Origin of the sequence: Flavobacterium branchiicola (assembly GCF_018383905.1) — a bacterium.
Lineage (GTDB): Bacteria > Bacteroidota > Bacteroidia > Flavobacteriales > Flavobacteriaceae > Flavobacterium > Flavobacterium branchiicola.
The window spans coordinates 713,935-735,080 of sequence record NZ_JAGYWA010000004.1 but is presented as its reverse complement, the minus strand read 5'-3'; the positions used below and the strand labels follow the sequence as shown (position 1 = coordinate 735,080).

The 21,146-nt window shown below is 33.6% G+C and carries 12 protein-coding genes; 7 read left to right on the top strand and 5 right to left on the bottom strand.

Features of this window, described 5'->3' with window-relative positions:
- Window positions 1–778: 778 nt before the first annotated feature.
- Window positions 779–2,203 (bottom strand): SusD/RagB family nutrient-binding outer membrane lipoprotein, encoded by a 1,425-nt coding sequence (locus tag KHA98_RS13135; RefSeq protein ID WP_213258383.1) that lies wholly within the window; start codon window positions 2,201–2,203, stop codon window positions 779–781.
- 12 nt (window positions 2,204–2,215) lie between these two features.
- The gene (locus KHA98_RS13130; RefSeq protein WP_213258382.1) at window positions 2,216–5,407 is read right to left on the bottom strand and encodes a SusC/RagA family TonB-linked outer membrane protein; all 3,192 of its coding nucleotides are present in this window, start codon (window positions 5,405–5,407) and stop codon (window positions 2,216–2,218) included.
- A gap of 712 nt (window positions 5,408–6,119) precedes the next feature.
- Here KHA98_RS13130 and KHA98_RS13125 point away from each other — a divergent pair.
- Window positions 6,120–8,465, top strand: a complete 2,346-nt coding sequence (locus KHA98_RS13125) for a mechanosensitive ion channel family protein (RefSeq protein WP_213258381.1) — start codon at window positions 6,120–6,122, stop codon at window positions 8,463–8,465.
- A gap of 100 nt (window positions 8,466–8,565) precedes the next feature.
- Here KHA98_RS13125 and KHA98_RS13120 read toward each other — a convergent pair whose 3' ends face one another.
- Both KHA98_RS13120 and KHA98_RS13115 read right to left on the bottom strand, forming a co-directional pair.
- A complete protein-coding gene (locus KHA98_RS13120; protein ID WP_213258380.1) occupies window positions 8,566–9,258 on the bottom strand; it encodes an SIMPL domain-containing protein in 693 nt (230 codons plus the stop codon).
- A 52-nt stretch (window positions 9,259–9,310) separates the two neighbouring features.
- Window positions 9,311–9,949 (bottom strand): rhomboid family intramembrane serine protease, encoded by a 639-nt coding sequence (locus KHA98_RS13115; protein WP_213258379.1) that lies wholly within the window; start codon window positions 9,947–9,949, stop codon window positions 9,311–9,313.
- 111 nt (window positions 9,950–10,060) lie between these two features.
- On the opposite strand from KHA98_RS13115, the gene KHA98_RS13110 reads away from it, so the two are divergent.
- Window positions 10,061–10,933 (top strand): lysophospholipid acyltransferase family protein, encoded by an 873-nt coding sequence (locus KHA98_RS13110; protein ID WP_213258378.1) that lies wholly within the window; start codon window positions 10,061–10,063, stop codon window positions 10,931–10,933.
- Window positions 10,934–11,008: 75 nt separating this feature from the next.
- On the opposite strand, the gene glmM is transcribed toward KHA98_RS13110, so the two are convergent.
- Window positions 11,009–12,397 (bottom strand): phosphoglucosamine mutase, encoded by a 1,389-nt coding sequence (gene glmM, locus KHA98_RS13105; RefSeq protein ID WP_213258377.1) that lies wholly within the window; start codon window positions 12,395–12,397, stop codon window positions 11,009–11,011.
- Window positions 12,398–12,649: 252 nt separating this feature from the next.
- Here glmM and KHA98_RS13100 point away from each other — a divergent pair, with 252 nt between their 5' ends.
- The 5 genes from KHA98_RS13100 to uvrA all read left to right on the top strand — a co-directional run bounded on the left by KHA98_RS13100 (window position 12,650) and on the right by uvrA (window position 20,775).
- Entirely contained in the window at window positions 12,650–13,234 is a 585-nt protein-coding gene (locus KHA98_RS13100) for an acyl carrier protein phosphodiesterase (protein WP_213258376.1), read from the top strand.
- 38 nt (window positions 13,235–13,272) lie between these two features.
- Window positions 13,273–14,955, top strand: coding sequence for a gamma-glutamyltransferase (ggt, locus tag KHA98_RS13095; RefSeq protein WP_213258375.1), 1,683 nt, complete (start codon window positions 13,273–13,275; stop codon window positions 14,953–14,955).
- 86 nt (window positions 14,956–15,041) lie between these two features.
- On the top strand, window positions 15,042–16,826 hold the full coding sequence (locus KHA98_RS13090; protein WP_213258374.1) for a chloride channel protein: 1,785 nt from the start codon (window positions 15,042–15,044) through the stop codon (window positions 16,824–16,826).
- Window positions 16,827–16,889: 63 nt separating this feature from the next.
- Window positions 16,890–17,843, top strand: a complete 954-nt coding sequence (locus KHA98_RS13085) for a Fic family protein (RefSeq protein WP_213258373.1) — start codon at window positions 16,890–16,892, stop codon at window positions 17,841–17,843.
- A gap of 100 nt (window positions 17,844–17,943) precedes the next feature.
- On the top strand, window positions 17,944–20,775 hold the full coding sequence (uvrA, locus tag KHA98_RS13080; RefSeq protein ID WP_213258372.1) for an excinuclease ABC subunit UvrA: 2,832 nt from the start codon (window positions 17,944–17,946) through the stop codon (window positions 20,773–20,775).
- Window positions 20,776–21,146 lie beyond the last annotated feature (371 nt).

The following is a 21,146-nucleotide window of genomic DNA, read 5'->3' as shown; positions in this document are numbered from 1 at the left end:
TAAATCTCACAAGCTTTTTCTAATCTTTTTTTTTGAAAATTTCTTTTCTCTCAATTAGTCTTCTTGTCAGTATTTCTGTGAACGTCTGCGTTGTTGCGGGTGCAAAAGTACACAACAATTCCAGTTGCGCAAGCTTTTTAATCCCCTTTTTTTAATGTTTTTTCTCCCTTTTTCTTAATACTCTGATAACACATACTTTACAGATCACCTTTTTTTGATTCTGTGTACGATTTTTCTTGTCTTAGATGTGATTTTGGTAATTTTTGCCCGTTTTACGGGTGGTGTTTTATGCTTTTTCTCACTTTGCTTCGCTTTATTTAGTGTTTTCGGTTCTTCTCTTCTCTCGTTTTAATCTCGCAAAGGCGCTAAGTCGCTAAGTTTTTCCTTTTCTTTCTTCTGAAAACTCACTCCCTAGCCCCGATAGCAGCGAAATCCTTTTTGTTTTGGGGTTCAAAACAAAAAGATTGAAGTGGATAGCGGGATCTAGCTCCTTATTATTATCAATACTCAATATTAAAATTACAAATTACAAAACATAAAAGGCTTCGACTTCGCTCAGCCGCACATCTTACTCTTATATATTATATATGCATTCAAAAACAAACCCGACAGGTTTTGAAAACCTGTCGGGTTGGAAATGTGTTTTTACTACTATATATACTAGTAAAGAAAAACTATACTACCTATATATTATTAGAACTTCGAACTTCGCTTGGTAAGCTTTCTATACTTATATATAATGTATACTTAAAAACATACTTTCTAAATTCCTTATAACCTATTTTACATCAAACCATAGTTTCGTTGTAAGCAAGTCTTTTCCTTGAACGGATACTGCTGCCTGATAGCTATTACCATTTAATGATTGTTCTGTACCCGGATAAAAGAAACGGGAAGGTATTTGTCCGTCCAGAACTGTAGCTGGACCCGCTTTCAATACTGGATAATCTAATCTTCTCCACTCAACGAAAGCGTCAAGACCTTGTCCGAAGAGAGCTATCCATTTTTGAGTTCCGATAGATTTCGCATAATTTGTTGCGTCATATTTTACAGTTGTCTGATTAAGATAATTAGAAATTATTGTTGCATCTGTTACTCCAAATTGGTTGAACGATGCTGTAATTGCACTTTTATACAATTGTTCTGCATCTCCTGAAATATAACCACGAGCTACTGCTTCTGAAAGATTGAATAATGTTTCAGAATAAGAAACAATTACAGCCGGCGATGTCGAAGTCAGGAAATAAGTCCCCGGTTTTGACGTTTTAGCAAATCCCTGACTATTGGCATCACTATTTGATAATCCATTAGCTCCTCCAACATATTTACCTACACTTGCATCTGATGGTAACTGAGCATAGACTGGCAAACGCGGATCTGATAACTCATTTAATTTATCGACCATTGTTTTTGAAATACGGAAATCATCACGGGTTTCAAACCAAGCCGAAGCCGGGTTTTGCTGAGGAGAACTAATATAAGTAAACTTAAAGGTTTCACTATTACTACTAATTACTCCTGCCGCATCGTTTGTAGCATCAATCGCAGCTTGTTTTGCTAAAGCCGGTTCTTTGTCTGAAATTCTCAATGCTATACGCAAACGAAGTGAATTTACCAGTTTTTTCCACTTTGCAATATCACCCTTGTAAACTAAGTCACCCGTTACAGCACCATTTGCTGAATTTAATAAAGATTGAGCTTGCTTCAAATCTTCAAGTAATCCTGTATATACTTCCTTTTGAGTATTATATGCCGGTGTTACTTTTAGACCTGCTTCTTTATAAGGAATACTTCCATAAGCGTCAGTCAATAATAAGAATGTCCATGAACGTAAAGTAAGTGCAATTCCTTTATAATTTGAATTTGCCTGTGCTTCAGGGAAATTTATAATTGTATTCAAATCTGTAATTAAAGTTGCATATCCTGTATTCCATAAAGAGGTAAAAGAAGTATTAGATACATCATACCTGTCTGGCTCGGTATATTGAATTTTTGCCCAATGCTGAACAAATAACAAAGAAGAGTTAAAATTATTATCTGCTCCCCAATATAAATCGGCTCCTTGCTTTAATGTTCCTGTTAACAGGTAAGGTGCCAATGGCGTTTCAGTTGCATTTGGATTTTTATTAATATCGTCCAGTGTATCATTGCAAGAAGCGAGTGACAATGCAAACAGCGTTATATAGACTATTTTTTTTATCATGATTCTGTGTTTTTAAAATTTAAGATTAACATTAAGGCTAAAATTCCTTGTAGTTGGCAAAGCTAAACTCTCCAAACCTTGTGCATTTCCGGTATTGAAGGCTGTTTCAGGATCAATATTTGGTGCATCTTTATAGATAAAGAATAAGTTACGACCCACTGCCGTAATACTTGCTCCATCTAATCCTAGTTTTTTAGCAAATGATTTATTTAAATTGTATGCCAATTTTATTTCTCTCATTTTTACAAAAGTCGAACTATAGATATAAGCTTCACTGATATTATATGATGCTTTGTAATATTCCTGTGCAGTAATCAACTGAGTATTTGGAGTTCCATCGGCATATACACCTTTAAAAATCATTCCATCATCATATACCGTCACCCCACTTGGAGCAGTTCCTCCTGTTACCAATGTTTTCGGATTAGTAGTATTGTTTGCCGGATAATAGTAACTTAATCCACCATTGGCAGCATCACGTCCTGGCATAGTTTGCTCTAATACACCAGTATAATTTCCTGTTCTATTTGTTCCTGAGAAAAGTTCACCTCCCACGCTTGCATCAATCAGGAATGAAAATTCAAGATTTTTATACGTTAATGTATTGGTCAAACCTGCTAAATAGTCCGGAGTATAATGTCCTAATATTTTCTTTTGCGGATCAGCTTTTGGTAAACCGTTTGCACCTATTACTATATTTCCACTTGCATCACGTTGATATGCTGTTCCGTAAAGTGCTCCGTAAGCCTGACCGACAGATGCCAATACATCAACCCCTCCTGAAGAACCAATTGTATAGTTTTGAATCTGTTTATCATAATCAAGAATTTCTACTTTACTAATATTCTTTGAATAATTCACCGCTACATTCCATTTGAAATCCTGAGTTTGAACAGGGTTTCCGTCCAATTGAATTTCTACACCATGATTGTTTATTTTACCTGCATTGATTAATTGTGTATTGTAACCGCTGGCAGTCGTTGTTTTTATTTCCAGAATCTGATCTAAACTATTGGTTTTATAATAAGCAAAATCAAAATGCAATCTGTTTTTCCAAAAAGAAGTTTCTAATCCAAATTCTGTCGAACGGGTTGTTTCCGGTTTCAGATTCTCATTTAGTTTCTTTTGAGAAGAAGTTTGAATAGGATTTCCGTCGAATGCGGTTTGGAAATTATAAACTGTTGCTAATTGATACGGATCTGCATCATTACCAACTTCAGACCATCCACCACGCAATTTTAAGAAATCCAGCGTATTGCTTTTTAAATTCAAAGCATCAGATAATACTACACTACCATTAACAGAAGGATAAAAATAAGAGCGGTTACTGCTTGGCAAAGTTGACGACCAGTCATTACGAGCAGTCACATTTAAAAAGGCATAATTTTTATACCCAAATTGTGCCGAAGCATAAGCACTATATACTCTTAATCTTGATAATGTATTTGATGATGTTAACGGATCTCGCGAATTGGTCAGTGTATATAAATCAGGCACAGCCAAACGTGGTGCTTTTTGATAATTGTTTGCATCGCTATGATTACGGATGTTAAATCCTGCAAGTGCATCGAGACTAAAGTCATCGTTTAATTTCTTTGTATAAGTAAAAATACCTTCTGTATTTTGCTCATTAACTGTATACGCATCTTCAGCATATGACCCAAATGGAGTTCCATTTGTACCGTACTTAATAGTATACTTTCTACGATCATTATAATAATCAACTCCGGTACGGAATTTAAAATTAAGTCCCTCAGCAAGCTTTGCATCTAAATGGATATCTCCTATTAAACGATTACGCTGCTGACTTGTCGTATTATAATACGCATTCCAATATGGATTGCTATAATAACTATTGTTCCAGTTTCTGTTCCAGTCATTATTAAGTTCATTGATATCTACCTGACGACCGAACCAAAGAAACTGAAGCATTACTCCTGCAGCACGACCACCCGACGGACCACCTGGCAGAGCCGGAGCATTGGTAACTATATAATTTGCATTTACACCAACTTTTACACTTTTAGATATTTCGTAATTCGTACTAATGGTAAAATTTGTTTTGTTTATCTCACTATTTGGTACTGTTCCTGTTTGCTTTTGATTGTTTACTCCTAAACGAAAATCTGATTTCTCATCTGATTTGGCCACAGAAATACTATTATCAAAAGTAAGACCTGTATTAAAAAAGTTTTTTACATTATCCGGATGAGCTACAAAAGGCACTGCCTGACCATTTGAATAAAATTGAGGAATAAGACGACCGTCTAATTTTGGTCCCCAGCTTTCATCAACTCCATCATTAACCCCTCCTCCTTTACCATCTACGTAACTAAATTTTCCGTTTGATCCTTGTCCGAATGAATTTTGGAAAGAAGGCAAAGTAGCTACCTGAGAAAGTGTTATACCAGAACTAAAACTTATGCCAAGTCCTTTTTGACCTTTTCCTGATTTTGTTGTGATCAAAACAACACCATGTGCAGCACGAGAACCATAAAGAGCTGCCGCATTAGGGCCTTTCAATACGGTCAAAGTTTCAATATCCTGCGGATTTAAATCAGCAATTGCATTTCTAAAATCACGAGTAGCTCCACCGGTACTCCCTAATTGTGAGTTATCTACCGGAACTCCATCTACCACAAATAACGGCTGATTATTTCCTGCAATAGAAGTTTCTCCACGAATAATTATACGTGAAGATCCCATATCTCCCTGCGAGTTCGTAATACGTACTCCCGCCAGTTTACCTGTAAGACTATTTAAGAAATTGGATTCTTTTGTATTTACCAAATCTTTATTTTTAAGTGACTGAGTCGTATATCCTAAAGATTTTTTTTCTTTTGAAATACCCAAAGCCGTAACCACTACTTCTGAAAGTGCGTTCTGCTCTTGTGTAAGGCTAATTTTAATTGGATTTTCGTTTACTACAACTTCTGCTTTCTTATACCCAAGATAACTTACTATTAAAGTATAAGGAAGTTTCTGTCCTGTCTGGAAAAAGAATTTCCCATCTAAATCTGTTACAACTCCGTGCGTTGTCCCTTTAATATTTATAGAAGCACCTATAATAGGCTCTTTTGTTACTGCATCAACTACAGTTCCCTCAAGTTTGGACTGGATTAGTGGTTTCGTCTCTTGCGCGCTAACTCCAATGGAAATCAACAAAATACATAACCACGTATATCTTTCTAATTTTTTTTTCATTACTTTGTTTTAGTTTAATAAATAAGGCAAGCCAAAAAAGGATTTCGTCCACTTTTGCTTCCCTTTCAGAGATGTACAATTTATTTAAGCTTCATCATTTCTGTTCCCGCAGAAATGGTTTTTATCTGCTACACATTCGTTTTATCATTTTCATTTATTTTGGATTATTATTATTTGATTTGGTCTTTATAAGATTTCAATTACCATGCTTCATGGATTGGGTTTAGCAAAATTTTCAAGAATTAGAGAGAGAGGATTTTGAACTATAACAAGCCGTAAGTCAAATAATTCCAAAGATCTGCTTGCTTTCACTTGCTTAAATCTTTCATGTTTTTAAATTCTACTAATTTGATAGAACAAAAGTATATTAAAAATATGAACTCAAAAATTTTAATTAATTTTTTTGCAAAAAAAATGTTAACTAAAATTTTTAGCCAACTTTAATTTTCTAAAATTAAGATAGTTACCCTTTTTCAGTTCTTTTCTTAAGATGTAAGAATTTTTCTAAGTCTTAAAGACTGAATTAAAAAATAGACCACTTTTAAACTCTATTGCTTGTAAAAAAAGCTAGATTATCACGGAATCATTTTACAGGATTTTTTCAAAGCTATTCGTCCAGAAAACAGAGTAAGTTTTCACATTTAGCATTCCATTTTTGAATGTATTCTATAAAAAAACGAGTAAATTTGCGCACCTTAAATCCCCAAAAATCATGAATCAAAAAAGAAGTTATCTTCACTTATTCGCCTTACTAATGATGTTGTTTTATACATCGGTTTCTTATTCACAAACGCCAACCATTAAAACTGAAAATCGCTCTAAACTTTTTGAAGAAAGCACCACAGACAGTGAATACTTAATCGCTATCGAAAAAGTAGCAGAAGTATTGGAGTCAGCTGCTAATGATGCCGATTTTGACGGAACTACATTCCATCTTTTTGGTGATATTAAAAGAACGCAAAGCAAACTTGATTTGATTCTGGCAAGTTTAAAAGGAGCTAATCCAAATGTGCGCAATCAACAAATGTATCGTGTTGTTCTGAAAGAAATTGAACAGGAATTAAACGAACAGAATACAGCCATCAATTCTCATAATGCTAATCTTGAAAAAATTAAAAGCAGAATTATTGACCTGCGCAAAGACAAAACTTTATTTACGCTATTAAAGGATACTATTCGCAGAAAGCAATTTAAAACCGAATTAGCTAATCTTAAAAAAACCTATTTAAAAACAGACAGTCTGATGACCAAAAATCAGGGCGTTTTAAATGACAAAAAAAGATTGACTGTTGAACACAAAATTGATGTATCTAATGCTTTGGCAACTGTAGAAACAAAGCTTGAAAAATCGGGAATCAGTATTTTAAAAAAAGAATATCCTTCAATATGGAATGCTGATACAGCTACTAAAAAAGTGGTGTCGCAAAACATTAAGTCAAAAATTATTATTGAAGAAAACATTGCAGCTTATTATTTGAGCTACAAATCCGGAGGCTTAATTACACTCTTATTTTTTATGGGGCTATTGGCCTGGTACATTTATCGTAATTTAAAATACTTAAAGAGTAATGGCCATTTGGAGAATCTTTCGCTTTTTAACTTTAAATATTTAAATAGAGGAGTAATTTTACCTGTAGCCGTTATAGGTTTAAACATAGCGGTTGTAACAAATTTGTATGCTCCTGCTTTATTTCTTGAATTATTACAACTATTACTTCTTGGTGTTTTAACTGTAATTTTTAAAAAGGACTGGTCAGGAAATTCTATGCGAAATTGGATTTTGCTTTTAGGATTGTTTACCGCACTTTGTTTTCTGGATCTTTTTATTGGCGTTGGATTGCTTCAACGTTGTTCTTTTATTGTCATTAATATTTTTGGTATACGATATGGATTGGTTCAGATTAAGAGTATGAAGGATCAATTATATATTAAAGCTTTTTTTAAATGGGCAAGCAACATTTTTATTGTATTGAATGTTTTATCCATTCTTTATAATATTTTTGGAAGAGTCTCTCTTTCAAACATGCTCACTTTAACTGCTTTTATATCTCTTACTCAGATTGTGGCATTAAGTGTTCTTCTTAAAATAATTTTAGAAATTATACTATTACAAATCTATACGACCAGAGTAAAACGCGGTATCGAAAAAATATTTGATTACGAGAGCTTATCCGATACACTAAAAAAACCTTTCATTATTATAATCAGTTATATGTGGCTGGTTGTAATTGCATCCAATTTAAATATTTGGGAATCTTTAAGGACTTCCCTGACTACTTTGCTCGATCGCCCTAATACTGTCGGAAGTATAACCTTTACATTAGGTAATATTGTTTTATTTTTTATAATTATTTGGGCTGCCCATTTATTACAAAAATATGTTGCTTACTTTTTTGGAGAAATTGATGATGAAAATGAAGAAAACATCAACAAAAGACAACATTCTAAATTATTAATCACAAGACTTCTGGTATTAATAGTGGGATATCTTTTAGCGGTTTCAGCTTCGGGAATGCCTTTAGATAAATTAAGTATATTATTAGGCGCTTTGGGTGTGGGTGTTGGACTTGGGCTTCAAAATGTGGTAAACAATTTTGTTTCAGGTATTATTTTGATTTTTGACAAACCAATTCAAATTGGAGACGTGATTGATATCAGTTCAGAATCGGGACGCGTAAAAACTATGGGATTGCGTACTACAAAAATCAATGCTCCAAACGGAGCGGAAATTATTATTCCGAATGGTAATTTATTATCTCAAAATATTACCAACTGGACTTATACTGATAATTATAAACTTGTAGATATTGCTATCGAAATCAATGGCGATGTAAATCCGGATGATATTAATGCCATTATATTATCTGCATTGAATAGTATGGATATGGTAAATAACACAAAAACACCACAAATATATTACAACTCTATTTCTGAAGGTAAATTTAAGCTGCAAATCAAATTTTGGTGTAGTATTTACAAAACAGAAGAAACTGTAAGCACTGCTAAACAAGTTTTGTTTAGTAACTTTAAAGCTAAAGGTCTTACTTTTTTAACCTAATCAACAAAGTAATCTTTAAATGATTTATTGCTAAAATAAAAAATCCAAATTCCAATTTAAACTTGGAATTTGGATTTTAAATATTGAGATTTATAAACGTTTAGTCTAAAACAAAACTTACACTAACATTTGCCGTAATTTCAATTTCTCCAATTGCTAATGTTTCATTTGAAGCTCCCATTGCATCTGAACTTTCTTTCATTCTCATAGCAGCATACATTGGCTGTGGATGATACACTTGCGAATTATCTGAAATTACAAAAGCTTTACCTACTTTTTGACCTAATACAGAAACATAATCATCTGCTTTAGCTTTAGCATCTTTCATCGCTAATTTTCTAGCTTCAGCCTGTAATTGTAATTCTTTAGATGATTCAAAAGATACTCTGTCTATACGGTTAATACCTTGTTGCACTAAACCTTCCATTAATTCGTCATATTTAGACAAATCTTTTACTACAATTTCTACTGTTTGCGTAGCATTATAAGACGTTTTCTTTTTCTCATAATCGTACTGAGGATTCAATGCTACTTGTTTTGTTTTAAAGTCTGCAGTTGGAATATTCATTTTTTTAATGAATTTTAAAACCGCATCCATTTTTTCGTCGTTTTGCTTTTTGACGTCTTTAGCATTATTCCCTTTTGTTTCAACTGTAGCCGAAATACAAACCTGATCAGGTGCTACTTTTACTTTTCCTTCTCCATTAACATTAATTAGAGGTATTTGCTTTGTTTCCTGAGCGTAAGACATAGTCATAAACATGATTGTTAAAAATAATACTACTTTCTTCATTTTTGTTATATTTAAGTTATTTGATAAGCATCTTTCAAAAGTTATGCCAACCTTATAATTTCCCCAATTTAGCCAGAACAAAAAGTATAATTATTGGAATCGCCAACAGAATAACCATCGAACTATGATCTACAATTAAGGATGGCTCTTTTACTAAAGTTATCAAATACCCTCCTATAGCGCCTCCAAAGTGTGCAGTGTGACCAATATTGTCATTTTTGGCTTTCATTCCGTAAATTGAATACAGTAAATATAAAATTCCAAAAAGATATGCCGGTATCGGAATTACGCCAAAAATTCCCAGCGTCATACCCGGTTCTAGTAAAATGGCAGAATACAAAACTCCAGTAACTGCACCGGAAGCACCGACTGCACGATAGCTATAATCGTTTTTATGAAACATTAAAGTAAGAAGATTTCCGAAAATAAGACTTCCAAAATATATTAGAGCAAAAGAAAACTCTCCCATCCATTGTGTAACAACGGGTGCAAAACACCAAAGTGTAAACATATTAAAGATCAAATGCATTATATCAACATGCAAAAAACCAGAAGAAAGCATTCTTACTTGTTCTCCTGAACGAATACTCCCAATATGAAATTCATATTTTCTGAAAAATGCGTAATCATTAAACCCTTTGTAACTTATAAGAGCGTTGGCAACTATAATCCCAATTAAAATGGTATTCATAAAAAATATTTATTGTGAAATGTAAATATAGTCATTCTTAAACACAAGTTAGCAAGAAGCCAAAATATCGCTGGTTATTCATTTTTCTTTTATATTTGTAAAAAAAATTACATGCAATTTCTCGTTTATATTTTAGCCTATCCTTTTCTTTGGCTTATCTCCATACTTCCATTTAGAATATTTTACTGGTTTTCAGATTGCGTATATTTTCTGGTATATCATGTTATTGGCTATCGCAAAAAAGTGGTTCGTGAAAATCTTGCACTTGCGCTACCACACTTAAGTGATCAGGAGAGAAAAGTCGTTGAGAAAAAGTTCTACAGACATATGTGTGATATGTTTTTGGAAATGATAAAAACTATGAGCATTTCTCCTGAGGAAATGGAAAAAAGATTTCATGTTACCAATATCGATTTGGTATTAGATTATGCACAAAAAGGGAAAAGTGTTATTCTTATGGCTTCGCACTATGCGAGTTATGAATGGATTATGACAATTAATCCTAAAGTTGGATTTCAGGGAGTTGCCGTTTATAAAAAAATTGCAAATCCTTATTTTGATAAATTGATTCGAAAGATTCGTTCAAAATACAAAACTGAAATGGTTGAGACCAAAAAAGCAATTCCAACAATGGCTCAAAATCAGCGCGATGGTGTTTTGAGTATGTATGGTTTAGCAAGTGATCAATCGCCAAAATTGGATCGAATTTTTCATTCAGGTAAATTTATGGGTGTTGTAGTTCCGGTGCATACGGGAGCCGAAATGCTGGCAAAAAAATATGATTTGTCTGTTATAATGGTAAAAGTAAAAAAACTAAAAAGAGGATATTATGAAGCAACATTTATTTCTCTTGCTGACGATCCCAAAGAATATAATGATTTTGAAATTACAGAAATGTATTTAAAAGAAGTCGAAAAACAAATACTTGAAGCTCCTGAATATTATTTATGGACGCATAAAAGATGGAAACACAAAGTGGAATAATCTCCTCTTCAAATAACTACAAAAAAAGCCTCTTTCGATATTTTCAAAAGAGGCTTTTGTATTTAAAATCAGTAATTAAATTCCTGCAATTACTTTTATTTCATCAATAATTCGTAATGCTAATTTATCTGCAGCATCTTGCGAAGGCGCTTCAGTATAAATACGAATAATTGGTTCTGTATTTGATTTTCTTAAATGTACCCATTCTGTAGCAAAATCAATCTTTACACCATCAATTGTCGAAATATCTTCGTTTTTGTATTTATCTGTCATTGCTGCTAAAATTGCATCAACATCAATTTGCGGAGTCAATTCAATTTTATTTTTGCTCATATAATATTCCGGGTAAGAAGCTCTCAAAGCAGAAACTGACATTTTTTTATTTGCTAAATGCGTTAAAAATAAAGCCACTCCTACCAAGCTGTCTCTTCCGTAATGCAATTCAGGATAAATAATTCCGCCATTACCTTCCCCTCCAATAATAGCATTATTCTTTTTCATTAATTCCACTACGTTTACTTCTCCAACTGCACTAGCTTCGTAGTTCCCTTTGTGTCCAACAGTTACATCACGCAAAGCACGAGATGATGACATATTCGAAACTGTGTTTCCAGGAGTTTTACTTAAAACATAATCAGCACAAGCAACCAAAGTATATTCTTCTCCAAACATTTCTCCGTCTTCGCTGATGAATGCCAAACGATCAACATCCGGATCAACAACAACTCCTAAATGCGCTTTTTCTTTCACAACCAATTCAGAAATATCAGTTAAATGCTCTTTTAATGGCTCCGGATTGTGAGGAAAATGTCCGTTTGGCTCACAGTACAATTTTACAACTTCTACGCCCATTAATTCTAATAGTTTAGGGATAATAATTCCTCCTGATGAATTTACACCATCAACAACTACTTTAAATTTAGCCGCTTTTACTGCATCAACATCTACTAAAGGTAAATTTAAAACCTCGTCGATATGAATATCCATATAAGCATCATTCAAAGTGATTTCGCCTAAACTGTCAACATCCGAGAAATCGAAAGCTTCTGCTTCTGCAATTTCCAGAATTTTTGCACCGTCGGCACCACTTAAAAACTCTCCTTTTTCATTTAGTAATTTTAAAGCATTCCATTGTTTTGGATTATGAGACGCTGTTAAAATAATCCCTCCGTCAGCTTTTTCCAAGGGAACCGCAACTTCTACCGTTGGAGTTGTAGAAAGTCCTAAATCAATTACATTTATTCCTAAACCAATTAAAGTATTAACCACCAGATTATGAATCATTGGTCCGGAAATTCTTGCATCACGACCAATTACAACCGTTAATTTTTCTTTTTTACTATTGCTTTTCATAAAAGTTCCGTACGCCGATGCAAATTTTACTGCATCTACAGGAGTCAGGTTATCTCCTACTTTACCTCCAATTGTGCCTCTTATACCTGAAATAGATTTTATTAAAGTCATTTTTTTGAGTTATGGTTATTTGAGTTACAAATATAGAAAAGTTACTAAGATACTAAGTAGCTAAGGTTCTAAGATTTTTAAAGATTAAGTTTAAAGCTATCTGTCATTCTCTAAAAACGATGTCAAAAAGTTTTCATACTTTTACTAAAATAAGCTTACAGTCTTGATTGTTTAGTAGGTTAAGAATAAAAAAACACTTTGCTAAAATAACTTAGTCTCTTAGCTACTTAGAACCTCACTAACTTAAAAAAAATGAATTTCTTAGCCCATATATATCTTTCAGGTGATAATGATCTCATAAAAATTGGCAATTTTATGGCTGATGGCATTCGTGGTAAACAATTTGAACATTTTCCTAAAGATGTACAAAAAGGTATACTCCTGCATCGTTTTATTGATACTTATACAGATTCTCACGATGTTTTTAGACAAAGTACCAAGCGTTTACATGAAAAATACCATCATTATGCAGGCGTTATTGTAGATATTGTTTATGATCATTTTTTAGCCAAGAACTGGTCTAAATATTCTGATGAAAATCTGGAAGATTTTGTTAACAGATTTTATAATTCTTTGGATGAAAACTATTCTATTTTAACTGAAAAAACGCAAGGTCTAATGCCTGTTATGACCCGAGAAAACTGGCTTTTTAGTTATAGAACAACAGAAGGAATTCAACATATCCTGACACAAATGGACCGAAGATCAAAAAATATTTCGAAAATGCAGTTTGCCACAGAAGAGCTAAAAGAATTTTATACTGAATTTGAACAGGAATTCACCCTCTTTTTTGAAGATATCCAGAAACAAGCCAAACAAAAATTACTTACCCTTTAGAGTCTACTTGATTTTATCGAACTTAATATTGTGTACTTATGAAGAAAATTACCTTATTATTCGCATTTATCACTATTTCAGGTTTTGCACAGCAATCTGCAACCCCAACAGGATTGGTTGCTTCAAAAGCGATGGTAGTTTCGGCCAGAGCCGAAGCATCAAAAATAGGAGTTGAAATCATGAAAAAAGGCGGAAATGCTTTTGATGCAATGGCGGCAACAGAACTGGCTCTTGCAGTTGCCTATCCGTATGCAGGAAATATTGGTGGAGGTGGTTTTATGGTATACAGAAAAGCAAATGGCGAAGTTGGCTCTCTTGATTATCGTGAGAAAGCACCGCTTGCCGCAACAAAAGATATGTTTTTGGACAAAGACGGAAATGTAATAAAAGGAAAAAGTACAGAAACAGCTTTAGCAATTGGAGTTCCTGGAACAATTGCCGGCGTTTTTGCAGTGCATAAAAAATTAGGTTCCCTGCCAATGTCAGAAATTCTGAAACCTATTATTGCTCTTGCAGAAAAAGGTGTTATTGTAACTCAAAAGCAACAAAAACAACTTGAATCGTATCATGATGCTATTGTAAAAATAAATGGTCCGAATACTTTAATGGCCGGAAGATTTAAAGAAAATGATACTATTAAATATCCTGCACTTGCCCAGACTTTAAAACGAATTCTTAAAAATGGAAAAGATGAATTTTATAAAGGTCAAACTGCAAAAACATTAGTTACTTATCTTCAGAAAAAAGGCGGAATCATTACGCTTAAAGATTTGGCTGCTTATGAGGCAAAATGGAGAAAACCTCTTCAATTTGATTATAAAGATTTAAAAGTTACATCAATGGCACCGCCAAGCAGTGGTGGAATCTGTTTAGCACAAATCATGAAAATGATATCGCCTTTTTATCTTTCAAAAATGGGACATAACTCAGAACAATCAATTCAGGTAATTGTTGAAGCAGAAAGAAGAGCTTATGCCGACAGAAGTCAGTTTTTGGGAGATCCTGATTTTGTAAAAATCCCCGTAAACGGACTTTTATCTGATACCTATTTAAAAGAAAGAATGTCAAATTTCAATCCCGAAAAAGCGAGTCTTTCTTCAGAAATAAAAGAAGGAAAAGTAACTTACAACGAAAGTACAGAGACAACTCATTACTCCATTGTTGATCAATTTGGAAATGCCGTTGCAGCAACTACAACCATTAATGATGGTTTTGGATCAAAATATTATTGTGATGAATTGGGCTTTTTCCTAAATAATGAAATGGATGATTTTAGTGCCAAACCAGGCTCTCCAAATATGTTTGGTTTAGTTGGAAATGAAGCTAACAGCATTGCACCACAAAAAAGAATGCTTAGTTCTATGACCCCAACTATTGTGGAGAAAAATGGCGAATTGTATATGGTTGTTGGTTCACCGGGTGGCTCTACAATTATTACATCGGTTTTGCAAGCTATTTTAAATGTTTATGAATATAATCTGAGCATGCAGGAAGCAGTAAATGCACCACGTTTTCATCATCAATGGTTACCTGACTTAATTACTTTTGAGCCTAATGCTTTTGATAATATTACTATCGATAAACTTAAGGCAAAAGGTTATTTAATTAATGAAAAAACAACTCCGGTAATTGGAAAATTAGACTGTATTTTAGTCTTGCCAAACAAAACTCTTGAAGGTGGCGCGGACTTTAGAGGCGATGATACTGCTGCCGGTTTTTAATTTTTACTAAAGATTTGTACAGAAAATTATACAATTTCGAATGTTAAAACCTAAATTTGCATTATCCCTAACTTTTTACAAACAGAATGCTAAAGAAATATTTTAGAAAACTGGAAAGCATTATTGCTTTGGCTCAGTCTTTAATGACACCAAAGCAGTTTATTTTTTTATCAAGCGTGCTTATCGGAATTTCATGCTCATTGGCGGTAATCGTTTTAAAAACTTTTGCTCACAGCGTTTTTTCTTTCGCAACTTATATAAACGGAATTTTAAAATTAAGTTTCATCAACAGTATTTTACCTATTATTGGTATTGTGCTTACTGTTTTTGTTATTGACAGAGTACTTAACGGAACTATTGAGAAAGGAACTTCACAAATTTTGTATGCTGTTGCAAAAAAGGCCAGTATAATTCCCAGAAAACAAATGTATGCTCAAATTGTAACGAGCTCCTTAACTGTTGGGTTAGGAGGTTCTGCCGGTCTTGAAAGCCCTATTGTTGTTACGGGTGCAGCATTTGGATCTAACTTTGCTCAAAATTATAAATTACAATATAAAGACCGAACTTTACTTATTGGCTGTGGTGTCGCTGCCGGAATTGCAGCTGCTTTTAATGCTCCAATTGCGGGAGTTCTTTTTGCCATAGAAGTTTTACTGGTTGATGTCAGTATTTCTGCTTTTACCCCTATTATGATTTCAGCGGCAACCGGAGCCTTAGTTTCAGCTATTGTTTTAGATGAAACGATTTTATTGTCTTTTAAGAAGCAAGAAACTTTTAATTATCATAACATTCCTTTTTATGTAATTTTAGGAATATTAACTGGTTTTATTGCGGTTTATTACTCCAGAAATTTCCAAAGAGTGGAGCATTATTTTGCTCAGTTAAAAATGGGACCTTATAAAAAAGCATTAATTGGTTCTTCGTTATTAGCACTTCTTATTTTTGTTTTTCCAACCCTTTTTGGTGAGGGTTATGAAAGCATTAAAACACTATCAGAATCAGACCCGGGGCAAATACTTGATAATACATTATTTGGAGATTTCAGAAATAATCAGTGGGTTTTACTTCTATTTGTTGGCTGTACCATGATGGTAAAAGTGTTTGCATCCGGACTAACTATTGGAAGTGGAGGAAACGGAGGTAATTTTGCACCGTCTTTATTTTTGGGTTCTTATTTAGGTTTCTTTTTCTCGAAATTCGTTAGTATGATTGGTTTATCAAAATTACCAATCAGTAATTTTACAATGGTAGGAATGGCCGGAATTTTGAGCGGATTGTTTCATGCTCCGCTAACTGCTATTTTCTTAATCGCAGAGATAACAGGAGGTTACGGACTTATGATTCCTCTTATGATTGTATCTTCAATAAGTTTTGCAATTTCAAAACGTTTCGAAAAATATTCGCTTGATGTTAAAAACCTCGCTAAGAAAGGTCACGCATTTACAAGCAATAAAGATTCTAATATTCTATCTACTTTAGATATTGATTCTATCATTCAATGTGATTACCTAACAGTTCATCCCGAAGAAAACTTAAGTAAATTAGTTGATCTTATTTCACATTCCAATCAGGTTGTTTTTGCTGTCGTTAATAATGAAAAAGATCTTGTTGGTGTAGTACACTTTAATGATATTCGTGAAATTATTTTTAATGCATATCGTGTAAAATATACTCTGATTAAAGATGTTATGAAAACGCCACCGGCAACCATTTCATCGTATGACAGCATGGAAATTGTAATGAGTAAATTCGAAAAATCAAAATCAGCTTTTCTGCCTGTTTTACGAAATGAAAAATATTACGGCTTTATTTCCAAATCAATAGCACTTGAAGCCTACAGAATGAAACTTCGTTCCATGACAATTGAATAACCTTAATATCGGATAAGTTAAAAATTTTATTTATCCGATATTAAGAAGTACCTTTGGGGTCTAATGTGGAATATAGACCTAACATACAGAACAGAATTTCAATCAACATTTGACAGATTGTACCAAAAAAGGCTTGATTTGCAAAACAGCAGACCATTGCCCAATATCGCTTTGCATAAAATCAGAGAAAGTCTATCTCTGGAATGGACTTACAATTCAAATAGTATTGAAGGAAATACTATGAGCTTGCGTGAAACACAAATGGTCATTCAGGAAGGAATTACCATAAAAGGAAAATCACTTCGCGAGCATTTTGAAACCCATAACCATGACAAAGCCATTGATTATTTATATTCAATTGTAGATGATAACTATAAACTTAGAAGCATTGATATACTATCGCTTCATGGTTTGGTATTACGTTCCATTGAAGATGATTTTGCAGGAAGAATAAGAAACGGTGGTGTTCGAATTTCAGGAGCCAATTTTATGCCCCCAAATGCCAATAAAGTATCCGATTATTTAGATGAATTAATTGACTTTATCAATACAAATCCGTTAGGTTTAAATGATATAGAACTGGCAACTATTTATCATCACAAACTCGTTTGGATACATCCATTTTTTGATGGAAATGGCCGTACAGTGCGTTTGAGCATGAATTTGTTATTAATGCGTTGCGGGTTTCCGCCGGCAATTATCCTTAAAAACGACAGGAAAAAATATTATGAAGCGCTCAATCAGGCAAACAATGGCAATTATCAAAAATTAACCCTTTTGATGTGTCAGGCTTTAGAGCGTACTTTAAATATTTATTTAAATGCGATGCCAGGAAGCAATTATGATTTTCAGCCTATCATCAATATTGTAAGTGAACCAGAATCTCCATATAGTCAGGAATATGTTAGTTTACTTGCCAGAACCGGAAAAATAGACGCATACAAAGAAGGACGAAACTGGTTTACAACCAAAGAAGCTATCGAAGAATATATGGCAACCCGAAAAAGAAAACGCTGATAATCATCAGCGTTTTTTGTTACTATTTGTAACATAAACTTTTGCGATCGAGCACAAAAAGAACAAATCAAAGTGGTAACTTTGCGTTTTGCTCAAAATTATGCTAGATAAAGACAATACTATTGAAGTTCTTGGTGCAAGAGTTCATAATCTAAAAAATATCGACATTTCTATTCCGCGTGAAAAACTGGTTGTAATTACTGGTTTATCTGGTTCGGGAAAATCTTCTTTGGCTTTTGATACCATATATGCCGAAGGACAGCGTCGTTATGTTGAAACTTTTTCCGCTTATGCCAGACAATTCCTTGGTGGCTTAGAACGTCCTGATGTAGATAAAATTGACGGACTTTCACCAGTAATTGCAATTGAACAAAAAACAACCAGTAAAAGTCCCCGCTCTACAGTTGGAACAATTACTGAAATTTACGATTTCCTTCGTCTTTTGTACGCTCGTGGTGCAGATGCATACAGTTATAATACAGGCGAAAAAATGGTTTCTTATTCTGATGAGCAAATTAAAGATCTTATCATTCAGGATTATAATGGGAAACGCATTAATATTCTTGCTCCGGTTATTAAAGCCAGAAAAGGCCATTACGCCGAATTATTCCAGCAAATTACCAAACAAGGATTTTTAAAAGTTCGCGTAAATGGTGATGTGCAGGATTTAGTTTCGGGAATGAAACTGGATCGTTATAAAACCCATGATATCGAAATTGTTGTTGACAGAATGCAAATTGAAGATACTGCCGATAATCAAAAAAGATTAGCGGAAAGTATTAATACTGCAATGCATCATGGCGAAAATGTACTGATGATTTTAGATCAGGATACTAATGAAGTGCGTTATTTCAGTAGAAATTTAATGTGTCCTTCAACAGGAATATCGTATCAAAATCCGGAACCGAATTTATTTTCTTTTAACTCACCAAAAGGAGCTTGTCCGCATTGTAATGGATTAGGAACTGTTCATGAAATCAATGTCAAAAAGATTATTCCAAATCCTAAATTATCGATTAAAGCTGGCGGTTTTGCTCCACTAGGCGAATATAAATCTTCATGGATTTTCAAACAATTAGAAACCATTGGAGAAAAATTCGGTTTCAAAATAACCGATCCGATTGAAAAAATTCCGGAAGAAGCCATGACTATGATTTTACATGGCGGAAAAGATAAGTTTACAATTAGTTCTAAAGATCTTGGCGTAGCGAGAGATTACAAAATAGATTTTGAAGGAATTTCGAATTTCATTAAAAATCAATATGACGAAAGTTCTTCTACAGCTTTAAAGCGCTGGGCAAAGGATTTTATGGATGAAATAAATTGTCCCGTTTGCGAAGGTTCACGTCTTAAAAAAGAAGCTTTATTTTTTAGAGTTAATGAAAAAAATATCACCGAATTGTGTGATATGGATATTTCTGATTTAACAGCCTGGTTTCAGGATTTAAATAGTCATTTAACCGATAAACAACTTTTAATTGCTTCTGAAGTTGTAAAAGAAATCAAAGATCGCTTAAACTTCCTGATGAATGTAGGTTTGAATTATCTGGCTTTAAGCCGAAGTTCAAAATCACTTTCCGGAGGTGAGGCACAGCGTATTCGTCTGGCGACACAAATTGGTTCGCAATTGGTTGGTGTTTTATACATTCTGGATGAACCGAGTATTGGTTTACACCAAAGAGATAACGAAAAATTAATTCATTCACTTGAGCAATTACGTGATATCGGAAACTCAGTTATTGTTGTTGAACACGACAAAGACATGATTGAAACCGCAGATTACGTAATTGATATTGGTCCAAAAGCAGGAAAATATGGTGGCGAAATTATTAGTATCGGAAGTCCTGCAGAAACGCTGAAATCGAATACAATTACCGCTCAATATTTGAATGGTAAAATGAAATTAGAGATTCCAAAAGAGAGAAGAAAAGGAAATGGAAAATCATTAAAACTAACCGGAGCAACTGGAAATAACCTGAAAAACGTTTCAATAGAAATCCCTTTAGGCCAATTAACTTGTGTTACGGGAGTTTCAGGTAGCGGAAAATCGACTTTGATTAATGAAACGCTCTACCCTATTTTGAACGCTTATTATTTTAATGGCGTAAAAAAGCCTCAACCTTATAAAAAGATTGAAGGTTTAGAACATATTGATAAAGTAATTGATATCGATCAAAGTCCGATTGGGCGAACTCCACGTTCAAATCCGGCAACTTACACAGAGGTTTTTACTGAAATCCGAAATCTTTTTACGATGACTTCTGAAAGTATGATTCGTGGTTACAAAGCAGGTCGTTTCAGTTTTAATGTTAAAGGCGGACGTTGCGAAACTTGTGAAGGCTCTGGAGTAAGAACAATCGAAATGAACTTTTTACCGGATGTTTATGTAGAATGCGAAACGTGTCAGGGAAAACGTTTTAACAGAGAAACTTTAGAAATTAGATATAAAGGAAAATCTATTTCAGACGTTTTGGATATGACGGTTGATGAAGCGGTTCCGTTTTTTGAAAATATACCTAAGATTTACAGAAAAGTAAAAACCATTCAGGATGTTGGTTTAGGATATATAACACTTGGACAACAAAGTACTACACTTTCTGGAGGTGAAGCGCAACGTATTAAATTAGCTGGAGAATTATCTAAAAAAGATACCGGAAATACATTTTACATCCTTGATGAACCTACAACAGGTTTGCATTTTGAAGATATTCGGGTTTTAATGGACGTAATTAACAAACTTGTTGATAAAGGAAATACAATTCTGGTTATCGAACATAATATGGATGTAATTAAACTTGCCGATTACATTATAGATATTGGTCCAGAAGGAGGAAAAGGTGGCGGACAATTGGTTGCTAAAGGAACTCCAGAAGAAGTAGCAAAAAACAAAAAAAGTTATACGGCTAAGTTTTTGAAAAAAGAACTTGAGTAAAAATTATATAACGGGATAATTTTTCAATTCATCCCGTTATTATTTTAAGAGAATCAACAGTTCTTACTTCTTTTACGTTTTATTTTCGACGGATTGAAATTCGTTGAAGATTTTGGCGTGTCTATAATTAAGTCCCATTGAAACGATACATTTTTTAATAGATTATTCTACTTTTTAATCAATTGATACTGAATCAAAAACTAAAGAACGGTAATAATTGAATGTTACATTTAGATTATAAATTCCCTTTTTTGTAAGAGTTCTGGAAAAAAGAGTTAATTTAGCCCCCGCTTTTTTTACTAAAATTAAAAAAAAGATACTTCAATTAAACTCATTTGTTTAACTGAAACCAACTGCCCTAGCCTTGATGG

What these genes read in the sequence shown, in the direction of transcription:
- KHA98_RS13100 (WP_213258376.1), top strand. Translation starts at nt 12,650, where the DNA reads ATGAATTTCTTAGCCCATATATATCTTTCAGGTGATAATGATCTCATA.
- KHA98_RS13120 (WP_213258380.1), bottom strand. Translation starts at nt 9,258, where the DNA reads ATGAAGAAAGTAGTATTATTTTTAACAATCATGTTTATGACTATGTCT.
- KHA98_RS13135 (WP_213258383.1), bottom strand. Translation starts at nt 2,203, where the DNA reads ATGATAAAAAAAATAGTCTATATAACGCTGTTTGCATTGTCACTCGCT.
- uvrA (WP_213258372.1), top strand. Translation starts at nt 17,944, where the DNA reads ATGCTAGATAAAGACAATACTATTGAAGTTCTTGGTGCAAGAGTTCAT.
- KHA98_RS13085 (WP_213258373.1), top strand. Translation starts at nt 16,890, where the DNA reads ATGTGGAATATAGACCTAACATACAGAACAGAATTTCAATCAACATTT.
- KHA98_RS13130 (WP_213258382.1), bottom strand. Translation starts at nt 5,407, where the DNA reads ATGAAAAAAAAATTAGAAAGATATACGTGGTTATGTATTTTGTTGATT.
- KHA98_RS13090 (WP_213258374.1), top strand. Translation starts at nt 15,042, where the DNA reads ATGCTAAAGAAATATTTTAGAAAACTGGAAAGCATTATTGCTTTGGCT.
- KHA98_RS13125 (WP_213258381.1), top strand. Translation starts at nt 6,120, where the DNA reads ATGAATCAAAAAAGAAGTTATCTTCACTTATTCGCCTTACTAATGATG.
- ggt (WP_213258375.1), top strand. Translation starts at nt 13,273, where the DNA reads ATGAAGAAAATTACCTTATTATTCGCATTTATCACTATTTCAGGTTTT.
- glmM (WP_213258377.1), bottom strand. Translation starts at nt 12,397, where the DNA reads ATGACTTTAATAAAATCTATTTCAGGTATAAGAGGCACAATTGGAGGT.
- KHA98_RS13110 (WP_213258378.1), top strand. Translation starts at nt 10,061, where the DNA reads ATGCAATTTCTCGTTTATATTTTAGCCTATCCTTTTCTTTGGCTTATC.
- KHA98_RS13115 (WP_213258379.1), bottom strand. Translation starts at nt 9,949, where the DNA reads ATGAATACCATTTTAATTGGGATTATAGTTGCCAACGCTCTTATAAGT.